This window comes from Enterobacter cloacae complex sp. 2021EL-01169 (assembly GCF_020733125.1).
Taxonomy (GTDB): Bacteria; Pseudomonadota; Gammaproteobacteria; order Enterobacterales; family Enterobacteriaceae; genus Enterobacter; species Enterobacter roggenkampii.
Window position 1 is genome coordinate 1 of sequence record NZ_JAJFTC010000004.1, and the last position, 20,362, is coordinate 20,362.

The window sequence follows — 20,362 nt, forward strand, 5'->3', positions numbered from 1 at the left end:
CAATGAATATGGAAAGAGTTTTTACCCAGATCGATACCAATGAGCGCAATGTTTTCCATGATAGTTCTCCGAATGAAAGCCTGTCCTCAGCATAGTACCGGGAAGGAGGGAGTGACCATCTCATTAAATATTCTCGTTTGCGGGATAAAAGTGACCTGACGCAATATTTGCGTTTTGATGCTTATTGATAATGTTGTCACAAAAAGTGAGGGTGACTGCATGGATAAATTACTTGAGCGTTTTTTACAGTACGTTTCGCTGGATACCCAATCTAAGCCGGGTGTTCGCCAGGTGCCAAGCACCGAAGGCCAGTGGAAGCTATTAAACCTGCTTAAAGAGCAGCTTGACGCCATGGGGCTGGTCAACGTCACGTTAAGCGAGAAAGGCACTGTGATGGGAACGCTGCCGGCGAATGTCGACGGGGATATCCCGGCGATTGGCTTTATCTCCCATGTCGACACCTCTCCGGATTTTAGCGGTAAACATGTGAACCCGCAGATTGTTGAAAACTACCGCGGCGGCGACATTGCGCTGGGGATCGGTGATGAAGTGCTCTCGCCCGTGATGTTCCCGGTGCTGCACCAGCTGCTCGGTCAGACGCTGATCACCACCGATGGTAAAACGCTGCTGGGGGCGGATGACAAAGCGGGCATCGCGGAGATCATGACGGCGCTGGCGGTGCTGAAGGGCAACGATATTCCGCACGGCGATATCCGCGTGGCCTTTACGCCGGATGAAGAGGTCGGCAAGGGCGCGAAGCACTTCGACGTGGACGCCTTTAACGCCCAGTGGGCCTACACCGTCGACGGTGGCGGCGTCGGTGAGCTGGAGTATGAAAACTTCAATGCCGCGTCAGTCACGATCAAAATTGTCGGCAACAACGTTCACCCAGGCTCTGCCAAAGGCGTCATGGTCAACGCGCTGTCGCTGGCGTCGCGAATTCACGCGGAAGTCCCGGCGGAAGAGAGCCCCGAACAGACCGAAGGGTATGAAGGTTTCTACCACCTGACCAGCATCAAAGGCACCGTGGACAGCGCGCAGATGCACTACATCATCCGCGATTTTGACCGTAAAGCCTTTGAGGCGCGCAAGCGCAAGATGATGGAGATCGCCAAGAAGGTGGGCAAGGGCCTGCATCCTGACTGCTATATCGAGCTCATCATCGAAGACAGCTATTACAATATGCGCGAGAAGGTGATGGCCCATCTGCATATTCTCGATATCGCCCAGCAGGCGATGCGCGACTGCGATATTGAACCGATATTAAAACCGATTCGCGGCGGTACCGACGGTTCTCAGCTGTCGTTTATGGGACTACCGTGCCCGAACCTGTTTACCGGTGGCTATAACTATCACGGTAAACATGAGTTTGTGACGCTGGAAGGGATGGAAAAGGCGGTGAAGGTGATAGTGCGGATAGCTGAGTTGACCGCTAAACGCTAAAGAATGCCCGGTGGCGCTGCGCTTACCGGGCCTACGATCCGAATGTAGGCCGGGTAAGGCAAAGCCGCCACCCGGCAATGAGGCAAGGAGTGCCCATGTCAAACTACCGTCGCCATTACGTCCCCGGTGGAACCTGGTTCTTCACCGTCAACCTGCAAAACCGTCAGAGCGATTTGCTTACCCGCCATATCGATAGCCTGCGTTCCGCCACCTCAACGGTTAAGCGTGCGAAGCCCTTCACCATCAACGCGTGGGTTATTTTGCCTGAACATATGCACTGTATCTGGACCCTACCGGACGGGGACAGTGATTTTTCCGCCCGCTGGCGGGATATCAAAAAGACATTCAGCCGCAGCATCGACATGCGCTATATCTGGCAGCCACGATTCTGGGAGCACACTATCCGCAACGAAGAGGACTACCGGCGGCATGTGGATTACATTTATGTCAATCCGCTGAAGCACGGCTATGTGGGTAAAGTCAGCGACTGGCCGTACTCAACGTTTCATCGGGACGTGGCTGAAGGGTTGTATCCGGTAAATTGGGCAGGAGAGATTGAGGATTTTGCCGCGGGGGAGCGGCGATAAAAACGCCCGGTGGCGCTACGCTTACCGGGCCTACGATCCGAATGTAGGCCGGGTAAGGCGAAGCCGCCACCCGGCAAATATCACGACTTAGTCCTCAAAGAACCAGTACCCGCTGTTGACCAGCGCGGCCAGCATCGCGAGGAAGGACGGGTCTTCCAGCGCATCGCCAAAGGTATCCGCAGTCAGCACCAGATGGCTGGCAATCGCTTCCAGCGCCGGTCGGTGCGGAGAGTCCAGCTTCTCGCCGTTGACGAACACGTCCTCACCAATGCGCAGCACGCGCAACCCGCCCAGGCGCGTCAGCTTGTCGCCTTGCTGAAGCGCATCGTAAATCTCGTCCGCCTGATACGGCGGCTCCGGAGGCGCAACGTCCAGCTCGTGGCGGGACTGGCTGATGAACTCGCCAAACCACTGACGGAAATGTTCCGGCTCGTTGATCAGATCCAGCATCATGCCGCGCAGCTTATCCAGCTCCGCAGGCAGGATGTCTGCCGGGTGCTCACGCGCAGGCACGTCGGGATCGCTGTAACGATAGCTGCCCAGCTCGCGCTGCAGAACATAGTCGGCAAATCCGCTGATCATCTCGCGGCCGCTTGGCGCGCGGAACCCGACGGAGTAGTTGAGGGAATTCTCCAGGGAGTAGCCTTCATGAGGGAATCCCGGCGGGATGTAGAGAATATCACCCGGCTCCAGCTCTTCGTCGATAATCCCTTCAAAGGGATCAACCTGAAGCAGGTCCGGATGCGGGCAGTGCTGCTTCATCGGCACTTTTTCGCCCACGCGCCAGCGGCGGCGGCCCGTACCCTGAATGATGAACACATCGTACTGGTCCAGATGCGGGCCTACGCCGCCGCCCGGTACGGAGAAGGAGATCATCAGATCGTCCATGCGCCAGTCGGGCAGGGCGCGGAACGGACGCATTAAGGCGGCCGTCGGCTCGTGCCAGTGGTTGACCGCCTGTACCAGCAGCGACCAGTTGTTTTCACCGAGATGATCGTAGCTTTCGAAAGGACCGTGGCTAACCTGCCATTTCCCGTCCTGGTGGCTGACCAGGCGGCTGTCGACTTCGTTTTCCATGGCCAGACCGGCCAGCTCGTCAGGCGAGATAGGGTCGACAAAATTGCTGAACCCGCGTTTCAGAACGACCGGGCGTTTTTGCCAGTAACGTTCAATAAACTCGGGCCAGTTAAGCGTTAAGTGATAATCCATATTTTTTTATTCCGCAGGCTCTTACTGACTCGGATTATAACGGAAGCTCAGCCCCCCGGCTGCGAGATCCTCGCATTTTTCACATAACGGGTTAACTATCGTTCGATGTGGGCTGCTGGCGACCAAAAATGACCTCCATTCGCGCGCCGCCCAGCAAACTTTCGCTGGTTTCGATTTTCCCGTCATACTGGTCGACAATCTCCCGGGCGACGGCTAATCCAACGCCCTGGCCAGGACGTAGCGTATCGGCGCGCTGACCGCGATCGAACACCACATCACGTTTATTGCGCGGGATCCCCGGGCCATCATCCTCCACGATGATATGCAGTTCGTTATCCGTCTGGCGCGCCGACACTTCCACGAACTCCAGACAGTATTTGCAGGCGTTATCCAGCAGGTTACCCATCACTTCCATGAAGTCATTTTTTTCACCCACAAAGCTTATCTCTGGCGAGATATCGAGGCTGATATTCACCCCTTTACGCTGATAAACCTTGTTGAGGGCGGACGTGAGGTTATCCAGAAGCGGGGCGACCGGATGCAGCTCGCGGCTCAGCAGGGCGCTGCCGGAACGCATGCTGGCGCGGTGGAGGTAATAGCCAATTTGCTGGGAAATACGGCTGATCTGCTCCAGCATCACCGGCTCGGCATCGTCGACGCTCAGCTTCGAACTGCGCATGGAACGCAGGGTGCTTTGCATCACCGCAAGCGGGGTTTTCAGGCTGTGGGTCAGATCGGTAAGCGTCGTACGGTATTTATCATAGCGTTCGCGTTCGCTTTTCAGCAGGCGGTTGAGGTTTCGCACCAGGCTGGTGAGCTCGCGGGTGGTTTCCGGATTTAGCTTTTCGCGATGATGTTCTTCCAGCTCGCGAACCTCTTTCGCCAGTGATTCAATGGGGCGCAGGCTCCACCACGCCGCTATCCACAGCAGCGGGATCACCAGCAGCAGATTTGCCGCCAGAACGTAGATGAACCAGCTCCAGACCATATAAGAACGCTTCAGCTCGACCGGAATGGTGTCGATCACCACGATGGTCAGCTGCGGCATATTTAGCGTCGCCGGATAGAGGTTAATCGCAACGGAGTGCGTCATCTCCGTTTCGGCGTCGTCGGCGCGGATCTCGTTCAGCTTTTGCTGCAGGGAACGATCTTCACGGATCAGCGAGCTGGTGGTGTTGAGATCGGCTTCAATTTCGTGAAACCCGTTGGTTTTAAGCCACTCCGGACGAATGCTTTTGACCAGCGACGGAATGTCGCGTTGCGCCCACAGCAGCTTTCCCTTTTCGTTGTAAATCATGGCGAGGGTGGGGCTTTGCTGATTAAGGTTTTCCGGCATTTCGACGGTGATTCGGTTGTCTTCCCATTTCGCCAGGGTATAAAACAGATTGCTTTCGCCGCGTAAGAGACGAAAGGTCGTTTTATCGAAGCTGACGCTGTACCCCACCAGGGCGACCATGCCGTAGGAGAGCGACAGCACCAGCACCACCGCAGCCGTTGCCAGTAAAAAACGAACCCGCAGTGAGAGGGGCAGAAGATGACGCAAAATCCGTCTCATTTAGCGTAATTCAAACAGGTAGCCCTGACCGCGGACGGTGGTAATCACATCCTGCGGGTACTGGGCCTGAATTTTCTTACGCAGTCGTCCCATCAGCACGTCAATGGTATGGCTCTCGCGCAGTTCAGCGTCAGGGTAGAGCTGAAGCATTAAAGAATCTTTACTCACCACCTTGCCGCTGTTGCGGATCAGCGTTTCCATAATCGTATATTCGAATGCGGTCAGCTTGATGACTTCATCGTTAATTGAGAGCTCGCGGCGGGAGAGATCGACCTGGAAAGGCGGGATGGAAATAACCTGCGACGCCAGCCCGCTGTTGCGACGGAGCAGCGCCTGCATGCGGGCCGCCACCTCTTCAATATGGAACGGCTTAGTGACGTAATCATCTGCCCCCGCGCTGAGCACTTCAACTTTATCCTGCCAGCCTTCACGGGCGGTCAGCACCAGAACCGGCAGGGAAACATCGTGGCTGCGCCAGCGACGAATCAACGACAGGCCGTCTTCGTCAGGCAACCCTAAATCGACAATGGCGATATCCGGCAGGTGTTCATTGAGATAATAATCGGCTTCTTTTGCATCTTCAGCATCGTCCACCTGATGTCCCATCTCCTGAAGCTGAACCTTCAGGTGATGGCGTAGCAATGCGTTATCCTCAACAACCAGTACGCGCATCATCTTTTCTCCCAGAATAAATAGTATGAATAGTTTAACGCTGATTATGTTGCTGTGGGGATAAACATTGAGTAAACCGGGGAAAAGCAACCCCCTTTCCGGGCGGAAAGGGGGGAGAAGGGATTACTTCAGCTCGTCAACCATGGTGATGGCGCGGCCAATGTAGTTCGCCGGAGTCATCGCCTTCAGGCGGGTTTTCTCTTCTTCCGGCAGCGCCAGGCCGTCGATAAACTGCTTCATACCTTCGGCATCAACGCGTTTGCCGCGGGTCAGCTCTTTCAGCTTCTCGTACGGTTTTTCGATGCCGTAACGACGCATCACGGTCTGAATCGGCTCCGCCAGCACTTCCCAGTTGTGATCCAGTTCGTCCAGCAGACGATCGCGGTTCACTTCCAGCTTGCTCACGCCTTTCAGCGTGGACTGGTACGCGATCAGCGCGTAGCCGATGCCCACGCCCAGGTTACGCAGTACGGTGGAGTCGGTCAGGTCGCGCTGCCAGCGGGATACCGGCAGTTTGCTCGCCATATGCTGCAGCACGGCGTTCGCCAGACCCAGGTTACCTTCGGAGTTTTCGAAGTCGATCGGGTTCACTTTGTGCGGCATGGTGGAAGAGCCGATTTCACCGGCGATGGTTTTCTGCTTGAAGTGGTTCAGGGCGATGTAGCCCCACACGTCACGATCGAAATCGATCAGGATGGTGTTAAAGCGCGCGATGCAGTCAAACAGCTCCGCAATATAGTCGTGCGGCTCAATCTGGGTGGTGTACGGGTTCCACTGAATGCCCAGCGAGGTCACGAACTCTTCGCTGAACTGGTGCCAGTCCACTTCCGGATACGCGGCGATGTGGGCGTTATAGTTACCGACCGCGCCGTTGATTTTGCCCAGAATTTCAACCTGTTCCAGCTGACGGTACTGGCGCTCCATACGGTACGCGACGTTCGCCATCTCTTTACCCATCGTGGATGGGGTGGCTGGCTGGCCGTGGGTACGCGAGAGCAGCGGAATGTCGCGGTATTCCACGGACAGCGCTTTCACCGCGTCGATGATTTTACGCCAGTAAGGCAGCACCACCTCTTTGCGCGCGGTGGAGAGCATCAGCGCATGAGAGAGGTTGTTGATGTCTTCAGACGTACAGGCGAAGTGGATGAACTCAGACACGGCGTGCAGCGCAGGAACGCTTTCCACTTTCTCCTTCAGGAAGTACTCAACCGCCTTCACGTCGTGGTTGGTGGTGCGCTCAATGGTTTTAATGCGCGCGGCGTCTTGTTCGCTAAACTCGGCAACGATTTTATCAAGGTAATCGTTTGCCTTTTCGTCAAAAGCAGGAACTTCCTTGATTGCTGCCTGGGCGGCCAGCTTTTGCAGCCAGCGTACTTCAACCTGAACACGGAACTTCAGCAAACCATATTCGCTGAAGATCCCGCGCAGCGCGCTGACTTTATCGCCGTAGCGTCCATCGACAGGGGATACGGCGGTCAGTGAGGATAATTCCATAATTCGCAACTCCGGGAGGTTAACAATGAGCAAGAATTTGTTTTGCCTGAGTGGTCAGGCGATTACGAGAAAACATTAACTGCAGGCGGCCACCGCCAACCTGGTGCCACAGTACGGCGGCACGGATCCCTGCCAGCAGGGAGGCGCGTACTTTTGCCTGTACCTGCGGGCTTTGCAGCACGGCAGGGGAGCCGGTGACCTGAATCCGTGGGCCCAGCGGGCTGATGACGTCAACATAAATGCCGGCCATGGCGCTCAGCAGCGTGTCGGACTGCAGGTCAAAATGGTCAAGCTGACGCTGTAGCCCGGCAATGCGATCGCCCAGGGTATTCAGCGCGCCTTTTGCTGCGCTCAGCTTACGCTCCAGCACCATCAGGCTCAACGTGTAGCGGGTCAGCTCTGCGTTTAACCCCTGACGGCTGCTGGCGTTAAGCACGCCAAGCAGGGTTTCAAGACCGAGACGAAGATTGGTTTCACTGCCACCGAACACGCCCAGGGTCGAACCGGGGTTGAGGTCGATAACGCTATTGAGTGAAACGTGCAGGGCATCAGCGTCGCAATGACCCTGATGCGCCAGCTGTTGCACCAGACGGGCTGACTGGCAAATTCCCGCCAGCGCCAGGGTGATGTCATAGTAGTTCTTCGCCACACGGTCTCCTTTATGTGTGCAAACGCTGTTAAACAGCGGGCAGCGGCAGGCGCTGTTCAATGATCCCGCCGCCCAGGCAGATTTCGCCGCTGTAGAAGACAGCGGACTGACCCGGGGTGACGGCGGCGACCGGCTCGTCGAAGCGCACGTCAATGCGGTCGTCATCAAGCGCGGTAACGGTGCAAGGAATATCGGTCTGACGGTAGCGTGTTTTCACCGTGCAGCGCAGCGTGCCTTTCAGCGGCTCACGATCGACCCAGTGCAGCTGCTGCGCGATCAGGCCAACGGACATCAGACGCGGATGGTCATGGCCCTGAGCAACAACCAGAATATTGTTTTCGACATCTTTGTCGACCACGTACCACGGATCTTCGCTACCTTCTTTCGTCCCGCCGATACCCAGGCCTTTACGCTGGCCTAAGGTGTGGTACATCAGCCCCTGATGCTGGCCAATCTCTTCACCATCGACGGTGACAATTTTACCCGGCTGTGCGGGCAGGTAACGTCCGAGGAAATCGCGGAATTTGCGCTCGCCGATGAAGCAGATACCCGTAGAGTCTTTTTTCTTCGCGGTGATCAGGTCCAGCTCTTCGGCGATTTTACGCACCTGCGGCTTTTCCAGCTCGCCGACCGGGAACAGGCTCTGGGCGATTTGCTCGTGGCTCAGCGTATAGAGGAAATAGCTTTGATCTTTGTTGCCGTCCAGACCGCGCAGCAGCTGGCTTTTGCCATTCACGTCAGCGCGACGCACGTAGTGACCGGTCGCAATGTAGTCTGCGCCCAGATCTTCCGCGGCGAATTCCAGGAAGGCCTTAAATTTGATCTCTTTGTTGCACAGAATATCCGGGTTCGGCGTACGGCCCGCTTTGTACTCTTCGAGGAACAGTTCAAAAACGTTGTCCCAGTATTCTGCGGCAAAGTTAACGGTGTGCAGTTCAATGCCGAGCTTATCGCACACGGCCTGCGCATCGGCGAGATCCGCTGCGGCAGTGCAGTATTCCTCGCCGTCATCTTCCTCCCAGTTCTTCATGAACAGGCCCTCCACCTTATAGCCCTGTTGCTGTAACAGGTAGGCGGAAACGGAGGAATCGACACCGCCGGACATGCCGACGATCACTTTTTTCTGGCTGTTATCTGACATGGAATACTCACGACATTGAACTTCAAGGCGGCGTATTCTATCACGCCCCCCCACCATTGGCACCCTCTGTAAACGGCCAGTTAAATGCGCCGATGACATCCAGCGGCAGGCGTGCGCCTGACTGCCAGCAGCGGATGCTTTCCGCAACCAGCGGCGAGCGCAGGTTTGGCGCGTTCAGGATCTCGTCGGCGGTGACCCACAGACAGCGGTCGATATCGTCATCCTGCGGCTCAGTGGCGCACGTTTCGCTAAGCTCAACGGAAAATAAAAAACGCAGGAACGGTGTGCTGTCGGGCGCAATCCACTGGTGCATACGGATGAAGTGCTGGGGCTCGGCGTGAATACCGGTCTCTTCCCACAGCTCGCGTTTTGCCGCCTGCAGGAGGGTTTCATTGGCTTCAAGGTGCCCGGCAGGCTGATTCCACAGCGCTTTGCCGTTAATGCTCTCTTCGACAACAAGGAATTTCCCCCGGGCGTGGACCACGCAGGCTACCGTGACATGCGGTTTAAACATAGTGACTCCTTACGTCCCGCCATTCACCGTTTGCCAGCGTTTCCAGGGTGTAGTTACCCATGGCGTAACGAATCAGGCGCAGGGTGGGGAAGCCGACGTGTGCGGTCATGCGCCGAACCTGGCGGTTGCGGCCTTCATAAAGGGTGATTTTAAGCCAGCTTGTCGGAATCGATTTGCGTTCGCGGATAGGCGGGTTACGCGGCCACAGCCACTCCGGTTCATTCACGCGTTCAATACCTGCCGGCAGGGTGGGACCGTCGTTGAGCGTGACGCCTTTGCGCAATTTTTCCAGCGTCTCGTCATCCGGCTCGCCTTCTACCTGGACGAAGTAAATTTTGCCGGTGCGTTTCCCCGGCTGCGTGAGTTTCGCCTGCAGCGCGCCGTCGTTGGTCAAGACCAGCAGGCCTTCGCTGTCGCGGTCCAGACGCCCGGCCGCGTAGACCCCCTGAACCGGGATGTAGTCCTTAAGCGTGCTGCGTCCGGCTTCATCGGTGAACTGCGGCAAAACATCGTAGGGTTTATTGAACAGAATCACCCGCCTTGGCTGGGTTTCTTGCGGTCGTCTGGCGGCTTGTCGCGAGCTGAATCGCTCAACCCGGTGTTTTGTAAAAGAAGTTTTCTTCATGGTATTTTCAGGCGTTATCAATTGCCGCATTATAGCCTAATAACGAAGACCTTTCATGGCGTCGGACAATCAGGTACTATCGAAGGGCTCATTACAATTTATTAACATAAGATCAGTAACAACCAGAAGCGCTCGAAGGAGAGGTTAATGGAAAGCAAAGTAGTTGTTCCGGCGGAAGGTAAAAAGATCACCCTGCAAAACGGCAAGATTAACGTTCCTCACAATCCGATCATTCCATTCATCGAAGGTGATGGTATCGGTGTAGACGTTACCCCGGCAATGCTGAAAGTGGTTGATGCCGCTGTTGAGAAAGCCTACAAAGGCGAGCGTAAAATTTCCTGGATGGAAATTTACACCGGTGAGAAATCGACGCAAGTTTATGGCCAGGACGTCTGGCTGCCAGCAGAAACGCTGGACCTGATCCGCGACTACCGCGTTGCTATCAAAGGCCCACTGACGACGCCAGTTGGCGGCGGTATCCGTTCCCTGAACGTGGCACTGCGTCAGGAGCTGGACCTGTACGTCTGTCTGCGTCCGGTTCGTTACTATCAGGGCACCCCAAGCCCGGTTAAGCATCCAGAACTGACCGACATGGTCATCTTCCGCGAAAACTCAGAAGACATCTACGCGGGTATCGAATGGAAAGCGGACTCTGCTGATGCAGAGAAAGTGATTAAATTCCTGCGCGAAGAGATGGGCGTGAAGAAAATTCGCTTCCCTGAGCATTGCGGTATTGGCATTAAGCCGTGCTCCGAAGAAGGGACCAAGCGTCTGGTGCGCGCGGCCATCGAATATGCGATCACCAACGACCGTGACTCTGTGACCCTGGTTCACAAAGGCAACATCATGAAGTTCACCGAAGGCGCGTTCAAAGACTGGGGCTACCAGTTGGCGAAAGAAGAGTTCGGCGGTGAGCTGATCGACGGCGGCCCATGGCAGAAGATCAAAAACCCGAACACCGGCAAAGAGATCATCATTAAAGATGTGATCGCCGATGCGTTCCTGCAGCAGATCCTGCTGCGTCCAGCGGAATACGACGTGATTGCCTGTATGAACCTGAACGGTGACTACATCTCTGACGCCCTGGCAGCTCAGGTTGGCGGTATCGGTATCGCCCCTGGCGCGAACATCGGTGACGAGTGCGCCCTGTTCGAAGCTACCCACGGTACTGCACCTAAATACGCAGGCCAGGACAAAGTGAACCCGGGCTCTATCATCCTGTCCGCAGAGATGATGCTGCGTCATATGGAATGGTTCGAAGCCGCAGACCTGATCGTTAAAGGTATGGAAGGCGCAATCAACGCGAAAACCGTCACCTATGACTTCGAACGTCTGATGGAAGGCGCTAAGCTGCTGAAATGCTCAGAGTTTGGCGACGCGATTATCGCGAACATGTAATCCAGATTCTGGGTTAAACAAGAGCGGGGGCCCGAGGGTTCCCGTTTTTTTTGCCTCTGCCCGCGGGAGACAACCCGATGTTAGCCACTGTCCTTATCACTGTCGTTGCACTTATTCATCTCTACATTCTTGTGCTGGAAATGTTCCTGTGGAATACCAAAACAGGGCACAAGGCCTTTAATCTGCGTCCTGATTTTGCACGCGACACCCGCGTGCTGGCGGCGAATCAGGGGCTGTATAACGGGTTCCTGGCGGCGGGCCTGCTGCGGAGCCTCTGGCTCGGCGAAAACGGGATTCAGGTGGCCATCTTCTTCCTGACCTGCGTGCTGATCGCCGGGCTTTTTGGCGCAGCCACCGCCAGCCGTAAAATTTTGTACGTGCAGGCCATTCCCGCGCTCGCTGCGCTGCTTGCGTTACTCATCTGAAGCAATGCTTTGGTTGAGATAATGCGTCCGATATACTCGTGACGTTACCTTTATTGACCAGAGACGAGACTGTTATGCACAACGATATCCCCCTGAAATATTATGATATTGCCGATGAGTACGCGACGGAGGCCGCAGAGCAAGTCGCGGAATCAGAGCGCGACGCGCTGGCACACTATTTCCAGCTGCTGCTCACCCGCTTAGCGAATAATGAGGAGATCAGCGAGGAAGCCCAGCAGGAGATGGCCAAAGAAGCCGGGATCCGTGCGGGTCGCATTGATGATGTTGCGAACTTCCTCAATCAGTGGGGAAATGAATAGCCTGCCTTAGAAACTGTTTATGCTGATGCTTTGCGATGCAGCTCAGCATCACGCTATCGGACCACATGCATTTTTTCCGCAGAATAGGCGAAGCGGGTTTATCGACAAACAGCGCGAAAATAACGATCAGAAGAAAGAGTACTGCTGGAAAAACTAAGGATAATTTCACGTTTTTAACCAAAATAAGAATGTGCTTCAGGGGAATCTACCGTCTGAATATGACGACTATATGTTTTGGCGGAAAAAATGGAAACGTCCGAGTGTAAAAAAACGAGCAGGACAGGCTTCAGGTTAGGGGGCGACGCCGGTGAGTCGCTTCGCCAGCTCGCTCAGGGTGAGTGCTTTTGAAAAATACCATCCCTGGATCAGCGCGTCGGGATATCTGTCCGCAATAAAGCGATACTGAGTTTCATTTTCCACGCCCTCGAAAACAACGGTTTTATTCAACTTCGCGAGGGCATCGCTGAAGATAACAAAGATGTTTTGCTTATAATCTTCGCTGATGCCATCCACCAGCGATTTGTCAATTTTGATTTCATCATATTCAAGCTGCGACAGCCGCGCCAGATTTGAATTTTGCACGCCGAAATCATCGATTGAAATTTTAACGCCAAGCGATTTTAGTTCCTGGCAGAATCCCTCAAGGATATCCGCCGCGGAAACGGCTTTCTCAGAAAGCTCGACCTTCATCAGGGAAAGGGGAAGGTTGTTGACTAAGCACTCGCGACGCAAAATGTTAATAAACTGTCCGTCTTCAATTTCTTTCCGCCCAACGTTGATTGAAACGATCAGCTGATGCTTAATCGCCAGCGGGGCAATTTCTGAGAGAGATTTACCGATAACATTGCCATAATATCTTTTATACAGCCCGATTTTCTTAATTAATGGGATAAACAGCTCCGGCGAGACGTCTCCGTGTTTTTGATCGCGCCATCGCGACAGAACTTCCACACCCACGATTTTTTGATCGCGAATGCGAATAATGGGCTGATAGTTAACGCTGAAGGTATTTGTTATCACGGCTTTGATTAGCGTACGTTCCAGCGAAAAACGGTCTTCATGGATACGGAAGACAAATAACGTTATCGCGACCCAGATAAAGTAGAGAATGATCGCGAGAAACGTCAAGATAAACGGGGGTAGCGAGGCCAGTCCCGCATCGTGATGTTTTACAATCACGCATAAATCCCACACGGCGCTGCACTGTGTAATGGTCAGGGTGAACAACGTGGAGTGCAGCCAGCTCCGCGCTCGCAGGTCGGGGGCAGCCGAAAAAAAGATCCGGCCAAAGTCCTTTGTGGTGGCACTCAGAGAATAGCTTGCGGTCACCGGGGTGAATTTATCGTAAGCATAGCGGGAGGTGAAGATAATAATATTATTATAAATGGCCGCATTGCCCGTGAAAAAATCTTTTCTAGAAAACTGCGCGAGGAGAAAACCTCTCGGCGTTTTATGCAGTTCCGCAGGAAGTGGAACGGGCGTCGCGAGTTTACCCCAAAAAGCGGTACAGACAATGTTTCCTTTTTCAATAAAACCGATATCCCCGAAATAGAGGTTGTTAAGCTTTATTTGTCTGTAGCTATCAAGGCTGGTTTTATCACACCCCTGCGTCGTTATGCTTTTAAGGCCCAGCGCCACGTTTTGGGACAGGTCTTCGGAATAATGTAAAAGGGTTCGGGATATTTCAAGCTGTTTGGTTTTTTGCTGACCAAGGATAACCGCATTGACCGCATAAAGAGACAGGATGACCAGAAGCGTTGAAACGATCGCAACGGCAATACGCTTTTTCATTTTCCGGTTATCCTGTCCGCTCCCTGAATTCATAAATCTTAACACAGCCTGGGCAAGGCACAACCCTGATAGTCACGCCGGGTGAGCAAATTCGGGCGGGTGAACTCATACGAAAGCATCAGTTTTTTAAGATAATTCTCAGCTAAGCTATTTTCATTGTTATAAGCAATACCGGGTTAGCACAGGCTCTTCTACCAGAACATCCATGCTTGTTTTTTCTATTAAGGAAAACATCGTGCGCAACGTGATGATCCCTATTCTCAGTGCCCTGTTTCTTTTTCTGATCGGCATACTGATTATTAACTGGCAGTTATGGCAGATGGCGAAAATGAATAACGTTCACACCGCCACGGTAAGCACCCAGAAAATAGAAAGCATTTTGTCGGAAGCCGTCAGTGCGGCCAGCACGGCGAAGCGCGTTGCGGAGCAGGGGTGTACCAGCAGCGGGCAGATGGCGCTGGGGACAGAAGCTGCGCTAAAACCGCATCTGCGCGCCATCATGATCCAGCAGCAGGGGCAAATCATCTGTACATCCCTTCCGGGGAATGGCGTATTGATTGTTCATCCGGAGACGCTACCTGAAAAAGAATTAATGCTGCTCCCCGGTAATCGACTGGTGAACGGCATCCCGGTACTTGTCTTCCAGATGCCCATCGCAGGCGGGCGCATCATCGTCAGCGTCAGTGATGCGCATTTGCAGGACGTCATCGCAAACGCATCAAACAGCGTTGACCTGGGGTTGGTTGTCGGCGAAAGCATGTTTACGCGCAACGGTGACGTGACCGGATGGAAAGCGGCCTCGTGGACGGGTTCACTTACGGCATCTTCGCAATTCCCCTTTAGTCTGGCCTGGCAACCGCCTGCCTTTTTTAGCCTGACGCGGCTACTGCACCAGGGCTGGAGCCTGATACTGCTGATTCTCGCGCTATCCCTCGCGGTGGGCATTTTGATCCGCCGATACAAGGGAAAAAGCACCACCTTTGAAGACGATTTGCGTAAGGCCATTTTGCAGGGAGAGATCGTGCCTTATTACCAGCCGATCGTGAACGGGGACACCGGCGGGTTATACGGGGTTGAAGTCCTGGCAAGGTGGAAGCATCCAAAGTCTGGGTTTATCCCGCCGGATGTCTTTATTCCGATTGCTGAACGTAGCGGGTTGATTATTCCGCTGACCAAAGGCTTGATGGCGAAAGTGGTCACACAGCTTAAGCCGCTGTTGCCGAAGCTACCGGATGGGTTCCATATCGGGGTGAACATCAGCGCCAGACACATTGATGCCCCTTCTTTCCTCGGTGACTGTCGTCTCTTCGGCAAGGGGTTTCAGGGTAAAGCCGTGAAGCTGGTTCTCGAGGTGACCGAACGTGAACCGTTGATCGATAATCCTCATCTGGTGGAAAACCTCAACGCGCTCCATAACGCCGGTTTTGTCATTGCACTGGATGATTTTGGGACGGGGTATTCCGGGCTGTCATGTCTTAATGCGCTTGCCATAGATTATATTAAAATTGATAAAAGCTTTGTTAACCGGGTTTCTGAGGAGAAGGACTCAACGATCCTGCTGGACTGCGTTATTGACCTGGCGAAAAAACTCTCATTGCGTATCGTGGCCGAAGGTGTAGAAACGAAAGAGCAGCTGGAGTACCTCAACCGTAATGAAATTACCCTGTTGCAGGGGTATTATTTTGGTAAACCCGTCTCCTATATCGATTTTATTAAAGTCATTTTATCTAAGCCCAGGGAGGCCGTGATGCTGTAAAACGTCAGGCGCTGTAAAAAAATCAGGAATAGAGCGGGTTGCCTGGCGGTGAAACACAAAATAAAGACGAGCTTCTGTTGTATGCTTAAGTGCAATTCATTTTCCTCTTATCCTGAGCTTTGTTACAGTGACAAGAGTTGTCAGCCAGGGATATCAGGCGTGATAAGGTGGAAAAGCTCGTGCATGTGAAAAATACTTTTTACACAACAACCATTACCGTCATCATTGTCTCATTGATCATCTCGCTGGCGCTTGCCGTCCAAATTGCCACGTCCAGACAGCAGTCAATCCAGCAAATTAATACCAGCGTCGCTAACCTCAGCCACACCCTGGATGTTTATACTGAAGGGATCATGCGCCAGAGTGAAATGTTAATTACTACCGTTTCCGACATAATCGAAATTTATGGCATGACCCCGCAGCAGGCGACCAATATTCAGCACATGATCCATAATCAGGATAACCTTCTTACCCAGATTAATAATGTGGTTGTTTACAACGCTCAGGGCGATATCTTCACCGCGCTGCATGAAAGTTTCACGGGGCCACGCAAAGGCTCGGACAGAGAGTTTTTTATCTATCACAAGGAAAATAAAACTCAGCAGGTCTTTATTGGGGAGCCGGTGGTAAGCAGAACCAATGGCAAATGGGTTATCACCCTCAGTCGGCGCCTTGAAACTCAGTCCGGGGCATTTAACGGTGTCGTGGTGGTGACGCTCGGTATTGAAAATTTTCTGGCACTCTACGGGCAGATTAATATCGGCCACTCGGGCGTCATCGGCTTAACGACGCAATCAGGCGTGCTGCTGGTCCGTTATCCCTTTAAAAATACCTATATCGGCACGATTGTTTCTGATTCACCGCTCTTCAGGAAATATCTCAAAGTACAAAATACGGGGATAGCCAGCTCCATCTCACGGTTTGATAAAATCGAGCGCATCTATGCCTATGAGAAAAACCGACGCTACGGACTGGTCACCACAGTGGCCGTCAGCATTGATGAAGCTCTTGCACCCTGGCGCAAGCAGGCGATTCAGCTGGCGGTACTCATTTTCGTGTTTACGGCGATACTCATCGTGGCGTCGTACTTCCTGTATTCCGACCTGTCCCGAAAAACACGGGATAACAAAGCGCTGAAGATTATCGCTTCAGAAGATGCGTTGACCGGGCTGTACAACCGCCGCGTCTTTGATGAAAAAATCCTCTCGGAAATTGCTACGTGCGCCGCGCATGACGCGCCGATTTCGGTACTGATCGTGGACGTGGACTACTTCAAAAAATACAACGATAACTATGGTCATCCTGAAGGGGACCGGTGTCTGGCAATGCTCGGAAACAGCCTCAGGGAGAGCCTTACCCGTGATAATCAGCTTGTGGCGCGCTACGGCGGAGAGGAGTTTGCGCTGATATTGCCGGATGCGGATATTCAGGAGGCACTTCGTCTGGCCCAGACGATTATTCGCAATGTGTTCTCGCTGCAAATCGCGCATGCCTTTAGCCCCTTCGGCCGGGTGACGGTAAGCGTCGGAATTTCCACCGCCCGTGCCGTCGACATTGCAGGCAGCCAGCAAAATATCGTTATTGCCGCAGACCAGGCGCTCTATCAGGCGAAACGCGCGGGACGTAACCGGTACGCGTTTGTTGGGGTATGAGCAAAAAAAAAGCCCACTCAGGAGTGGGCAAGAAATACTGGAAGCAATGTGAGCAATGTCGTACTGAATACCTGAGTGTTTCTCTCAACCATTCAGTGTTGAGAAAGATAATCTTTCTCAACAAAAGATGCAACCCCACAGTTTCTGTGGCCCGTACATTTTTTTGATGAATAATTCCCCACTCTCTCATTGTGATGCTTATCACAAATTTCCTTTCTGGAATCCTGTGCTATTCTTTTTTGTGTCGTTGATTTAATGACAAAAACCATACAGAGAGGAAAGTTATGGGAATTTTATCCTGGATTATCTTTGGGCTTATTGCGGGTATTCTGGCGAAGTGGATCATGCCGGGCAAAGATGGCGGTGGGTTTATCGTCACCGTAATACTGGGTATTGTCGGCGCGGTAGTCGGCGGCTGGATCAGTACGCTGTTCGGTTTTGGCAAGGTCGATGGCTTTAACTTCGGCAGTTTCGCCGTCGCGGTGATCGGTGCGCTGGTTGTTCTGTTTATCTACAGAAAGATCAAAAGCTAAGGTCTGAAAGCGTTGAAAAAGGCTGCCAGATGGCGGCCTTTTTACGTACTGGCGTTTACCACCAGCCAAGCTGCGTGCCGGCAAACGCCGCGATGGCAACGATCAGCATAATGACGGTTGTCTTCCGCATTTATGCCCCCGGCGCCGCGTAACCGCCGACAAAAAACCACGCTAAAAATACCACCGCCGTTATAAATATAACGACCGGGAAGAGGATCCCTATTCTCATACCATCACCTGTTTCGGTTTCTGTAACGCCGTAGAGTGTACGGGGTTAATCAATGGTGAGAAAGCGTGATTTGCTTTTTCCTTTCTTATCCTGATACATCGCGACATCCGCAGCGCGTAACGCGCTGTCAGGATCGGTTGCGGCAGGGTCCACTTCGATCACGCCGAAGCTGGCGCCCGGATAAATAATATGAACGCTGCCGAGCCAGTATTCGCCGGCGATGCAGGCGCTGAGGCGCGTTTTGAGCAGCGTAAGCTGCGCGTTATCCCCGTCCTGGTGGGGCTGGCTCAGCGACGCGACCAGAAATTCATCCCCGCCCAGACGACCGATAATATCGTCCTGCTGTTTCTCTTCGGTCAAACGCTTGCCCACTTCTATCAGGAACTGGTCGCCAGCCTCGTGGCCGTAACGATCGTTAATCAGCTTGAAATCATCCAGATCGATAAACGCGATGATGGCGTTACGCTTCAGGTGCCGGGCCAGAGAAAAGAGGGTGGTCAGATCTTCAAAAATGGCGCGACGGTTGGGTAAACCGGTAAGGGCATCCGTATAGGAGTGCGCGATGAGGGCCGCATTGGCTTCGCGAAGCTGGGTGACCAGCGACTCTTTCTGAATGGACTGGGCGATCAGCCCGGCGAAGAGCTTCAGGACCTGTTCACCGCGCTCGCTCAGCGGCTTTCTGGCCGTGCTGGTGGCACAGAGCGTTCCGTAAAGTGAACCATCCGCAAGATGGACAGGAATACTCATGTAGGTGGTAATACCAAGTGCTTTCGCAGCTTCACACTCGGGCCAACGCTCGGGCACGTCATTGCTGAATATCGTGTCACTATCCAGCGCGCGCTTGCACAGCGTCTCATCCCATGGGACGCTCAGCCCCTCCGGGATCGTCATCTGCTTGCTGTTGCGGGCGTAGAGAATGTGCTGCAGCCGCGCTTCGATATCCACCTTCGTCAGGTAGGTCGACTCCATGTCGGTGACAATCTCCAGCATCTCCAGCAGCTGGCGAACGAGGCTTTCAAGGGATTGCTCGGTGGCAAGGGTTTCTGAAACGCGAGCGAGGATAAGATCCGACATGACGTAGAATGACTCCCAGGCAGAAGACGTCTGCATCTGCATGTTATGCTGATTTTTTAGGCTTCAGACATAGTAAAACATGAATACAGAAAATTTAATATATGCAGGGGGCGGGCAGCAGGCGAGAAAAAAAGCCCCGTTGTTGAGACCGGGGCAAAGACATCTTGATTACGGAATGATGTTCTCTGGTCATATCGAGAACATGCCACACTATAGTGCTGAAAAGTGCAGTTAAAATGGAGAAATCATGGAGAACGTGGCGATGACCCGTTACCCTTAGACTCTGATGACGTCAAAAGGATCAATGAGATGAGATTTCTGCTTCTGGCGCTGGCGCTTCCCCTGGCCGCCTGCACCGCCACAACCACGCCACCTGATGCACCGAAACCGCCGCACGTTATCGGTATGGCGAACCCAGCTTCCGTCTACTGTCTGGAGAAAGGCGGGGAACAGGTCCCGGTTCAAAGCCCGCAGGGCGTGCGTACCGAGTGCAAATTACCGGGCGGCGAAGTGATTGATGAATGGACGCTCTATCGTCGCGACCATCCGCAACCCGCCAGGTGACAAAGTAATATTGCCTGCGATACACTTCTCTTTAAGATTATTCTTAGCCAGTTCCTGGCGTTCGTTATCGTGAGAGAAGTATGTTTCAGCTAAAACCGGGCAGCATGGCGATGATCGTTGGCGCCCGCACGGCGTCAGGCCGTCGCAATATTGGTAAATCTGTTGAGCTGTTTGGCCTTTGCCAGCCTGGCCTGCGTTTTGTTAACCCGGTCAACGGCGTGATGACGCAATTACCGGTCACCGCAGATCGCGCGCTTTGGCTGGTGACGGGTGACGTCTACGCCTTTGACAACCAGCACGGCTTTGCCTTTGTCCGCGCCGAACATCTGATGCCGCTCACCCCGGATGAAGCGCCGCAAATTCTGGATGAACTGACGATCGGCTGATCACAGATGGCGCAGCCAGTCGGCTAAGACCAGAGCGTGATTTTGCTCCGTGTTTTTGGCAGCAAAGAGCAGGGTGACGGTCTGCCTGCGCGCCAGCGTCGCCAGACGCACGCCCTCGTCAGCCTGCTGCGCCAGCTCTTCCCGATAGGCCTGACTGAAGGCGGCGAAATCAATCGTGTCGCTGTGAAAAGCCTTGCGTAATTCATTCGAAGGCGTGAGCGCTTTACACCATTCGTCATACGCGAGATCCGTTTTCTTCAGCCCGCGCGGCCACAGCCTGTCCACCAGTACCCGATAGCCGTCGTCAGGGCTTGCCTGTTCGTATACCCGTTTGCACTGAATCAT

Annotated in this window: 23 protein-coding genes; 11 read left to right on the top strand and 12 right to left on the bottom strand. The window is 53.7% G+C overall.

The annotated features are described in order from the left end of the window. Positions 1–219 precede the first annotated feature (219 nt). Together pepT and LLF79_RS13010 are read left to right on the top strand one after the other, a co-directional pair. Positions 220–1,443 carry a peptidase T gene (pepT, locus tag LLF79_RS13005; RefSeq protein ID WP_227879603.1) on the top strand — a complete coding sequence of 408 codons (1,224 nt, stop codon included), beginning with the start codon at positions 220–222 and terminating at the stop codon, positions 1,441–1,443. 95 nt (positions 1,444–1,538) lie between these two features. Beyond that, positions 1,539–2,030: a transposase gene (locus LLF79_RS13010; protein WP_227879604.1), complete on the top strand. Its 492-nt coding sequence runs from the start codon at positions 1,539–1,541 to the stop codon at positions 2,028–2,030. An 87-nt stretch (positions 2,031–2,117) separates the two neighbouring features. Here LLF79_RS13010 and LLF79_RS13015 read toward each other — a convergent pair whose 3' ends face one another. The 8 genes from LLF79_RS13015 to rluE form a co-directional block, all read right to left on the bottom strand. After that, positions 2,118–3,239 (bottom strand): cupin domain-containing protein, encoded by a 1,122-nt coding sequence (locus LLF79_RS13015; RefSeq protein WP_025911765.1) that lies wholly within the window; start codon positions 3,237–3,239, stop codon positions 2,118–2,120. 91 nt (positions 3,240–3,330) lie between these two features. After that, the gene (gene phoQ / locus LLF79_RS13020) at positions 3,331–4,794 is read right to left on the bottom strand and encodes a two-component system sensor histidine kinase PhoQ (RefSeq protein ID WP_227879605.1); all 1,464 of its coding nucleotides are present in this window, start codon (positions 4,792–4,794) and stop codon (positions 3,331–3,333) included. Then, the gene (gene phoP, locus LLF79_RS13025; protein ID WP_025911763.1) at positions 4,795–5,466 is read right to left on the bottom strand and encodes a two-component system response regulator PhoP; all 672 of its coding nucleotides are present in this window, start codon (positions 5,464–5,466) and stop codon (positions 4,795–4,797) included. It abuts the gene before it with no gap. Positions 5,467–5,589: 123 nt separating this feature from the next. Beyond that, complete coding sequence (gene purB, locus LLF79_RS13030; protein WP_008500757.1) at positions 5,590–6,960, bottom strand: adenylosuccinate lyase; 1,371 nt, start codon at positions 6,958–6,960, stop codon at positions 5,590–5,592. A 19-nt stretch (positions 6,961–6,979) separates the two neighbouring features. Next, a complete protein-coding gene (gene hflD / locus LLF79_RS13035; protein ID WP_008500756.1) occupies positions 6,980–7,609 on the bottom strand; it encodes a high frequency lysogenization protein HflD in 630 nt (209 codons plus the stop codon). Positions 7,610–7,637: 28 nt separating this feature from the next. Then, complete coding sequence (mnmA, locus tag LLF79_RS13040) at positions 7,638–8,750, bottom strand: tRNA 2-thiouridine(34) synthase MnmA (RefSeq protein WP_021241033.1); 1,113 nt, start codon at positions 8,748–8,750, stop codon at positions 7,638–7,640. Positions 8,751–8,790: 40 nt separating this feature from the next. Then, positions 8,791–9,264: an NUDIX hydrolase gene (locus LLF79_RS13045; RefSeq protein ID WP_039266148.1), complete on the bottom strand. Its 474-nt coding sequence runs from the start codon at positions 9,262–9,264 to the stop codon at positions 8,791–8,793. Next, positions 9,257–9,919, bottom strand: coding sequence for a 23S rRNA pseudouridine(2457) synthase RluE (gene rluE / locus LLF79_RS13050; protein WP_227879606.1), 663 nt, complete (start codon positions 9,917–9,919; stop codon positions 9,257–9,259). Before rluE ends, LLF79_RS13045 begins: the two co-directional genes overlap by 8 nt. Positions 9,920–10,036: 117 nt before the next feature. Between rluE and icd the strand changes: the two genes are divergently transcribed. The 3 genes from icd to LLF79_RS13065 all read left to right on the top strand — a co-directional run bounded on the left by icd (position 10,037) and on the right by LLF79_RS13065 (position 12,032). Continuing rightward, complete coding sequence (icd, locus tag LLF79_RS13055; protein ID WP_008500752.1) at positions 10,037–11,287, top strand: NADP-dependent isocitrate dehydrogenase; 1,251 nt, start codon at positions 10,037–10,039, stop codon at positions 11,285–11,287. A 77-nt stretch (positions 11,288–11,364) separates the two neighbouring features. Further along, on the top strand, positions 11,365–11,712 hold the full coding sequence (locus tag LLF79_RS13060) for a DUF1304 domain-containing protein (RefSeq protein ID WP_227879607.1): 348 nt from the start codon (positions 11,365–11,367) through the stop codon (positions 11,710–11,712). Between the two features lie 74 nt (positions 11,713–11,786). Then, positions 11,787–12,032, top strand: coding sequence for a DUF2543 family protein (locus LLF79_RS13065; protein WP_021241036.1), 246 nt, complete (start codon positions 11,787–11,789; stop codon positions 12,030–12,032). A 291-nt stretch (positions 12,033–12,323) separates the two neighbouring features. Here the strand turns inward: LLF79_RS13065 and LLF79_RS13070 are convergent, their stop codons facing one another. Further along, the gene (locus LLF79_RS13070) at positions 12,324–13,823 is read right to left on the bottom strand and encodes a cyclic diguanylate phosphodiesterase (RefSeq protein WP_227879608.1); all 1,500 of its coding nucleotides are present in this window, start codon (positions 13,821–13,823) and stop codon (positions 12,324–12,326) included. Between the two features lie 235 nt (positions 13,824–14,058). On the opposite strand from LLF79_RS13070, the gene LLF79_RS13075 reads away from it, so the two are divergent. The 4 genes from LLF79_RS13075 (at position 14,059) to LLF79_RS26930 (ending at position 17,916) form a co-directional block, all read left to right on the top strand. Next, complete coding sequence (locus LLF79_RS13075) at positions 14,059–15,579, top strand: cyclic diguanylate phosphodiesterase (protein ID WP_227879609.1); 1,521 nt, start codon at positions 14,059–14,061, stop codon at positions 15,577–15,579. Positions 15,580–15,746: 167 nt separating this feature from the next. Then, positions 15,747–17,231, top strand: a complete 1,485-nt coding sequence (locus tag LLF79_RS13080) for a diguanylate cyclase (RefSeq protein WP_375542344.1) — start codon at positions 15,747–15,749, stop codon at positions 17,229–17,231. A 284-nt stretch (positions 17,232–17,515) separates the two neighbouring features. Continuing rightward, positions 17,516–17,764, top strand: coding sequence for a GlsB/YeaQ/YmgE family stress response membrane protein (locus LLF79_RS13085; RefSeq protein WP_008500746.1), 249 nt, complete (start codon positions 17,516–17,518; stop codon positions 17,762–17,764). 29 nt (positions 17,765–17,793) lie between these two features. Beyond that, positions 17,794–17,916: a hypothetical protein gene (locus LLF79_RS26930; protein ID WP_008500745.1), complete on the top strand. Its 123-nt coding sequence runs from the start codon at positions 17,794–17,796 to the stop codon at positions 17,914–17,916. Here the strand turns inward: LLF79_RS26930 and LLF79_RS13090 are convergent. Together LLF79_RS13090 and LLF79_RS13095 are read right to left on the bottom strand one after the other, a co-directional pair. Further along, positions 17,895–17,993: a YoaK family small membrane protein gene (locus LLF79_RS13090; RefSeq protein WP_014883431.1), complete on the bottom strand. Its 99-nt coding sequence runs from the start codon at positions 17,991–17,993 to the stop codon at positions 17,895–17,897. The genes LLF79_RS26930 and LLF79_RS13090 overlap by 22 nt on opposite strands. Positions 17,994–18,038: 45 nt before the next feature. Next, positions 18,039–19,067, bottom strand: a complete 1,029-nt coding sequence (locus tag LLF79_RS13095; RefSeq protein ID WP_031274981.1) for a sensor domain-containing diguanylate cyclase — start codon at positions 19,065–19,067, stop codon at positions 18,039–18,041. Between the two features lie 309 nt (positions 19,068–19,376). Here LLF79_RS13095 and LLF79_RS13100 point away from each other — a divergent pair, with 309 nt between their 5' ends. Together LLF79_RS13100 and LLF79_RS13105 are read left to right on the top strand one after the other, a co-directional pair. After that, complete coding sequence (locus LLF79_RS13100; protein ID WP_039023798.1) at positions 19,377–19,631, top strand: DUF333 domain-containing protein; 255 nt, start codon at positions 19,377–19,379, stop codon at positions 19,629–19,631. Between the two features lie 80 nt (positions 19,632–19,711). Beyond that, a complete protein-coding gene (locus LLF79_RS13105) occupies positions 19,712–20,017 on the top strand; it encodes a hypothetical protein (RefSeq protein ID WP_008500742.1) in 306 nt (101 codons plus the stop codon). On the opposite strand, the gene LLF79_RS13110 is transcribed toward LLF79_RS13105, so the two are convergent. Then, a complete protein-coding gene (locus tag LLF79_RS13110; protein ID WP_023327138.1) occupies positions 20,018–20,362 on the bottom strand; it encodes a DUF488 domain-containing protein in 345 nt (114 codons plus the stop codon).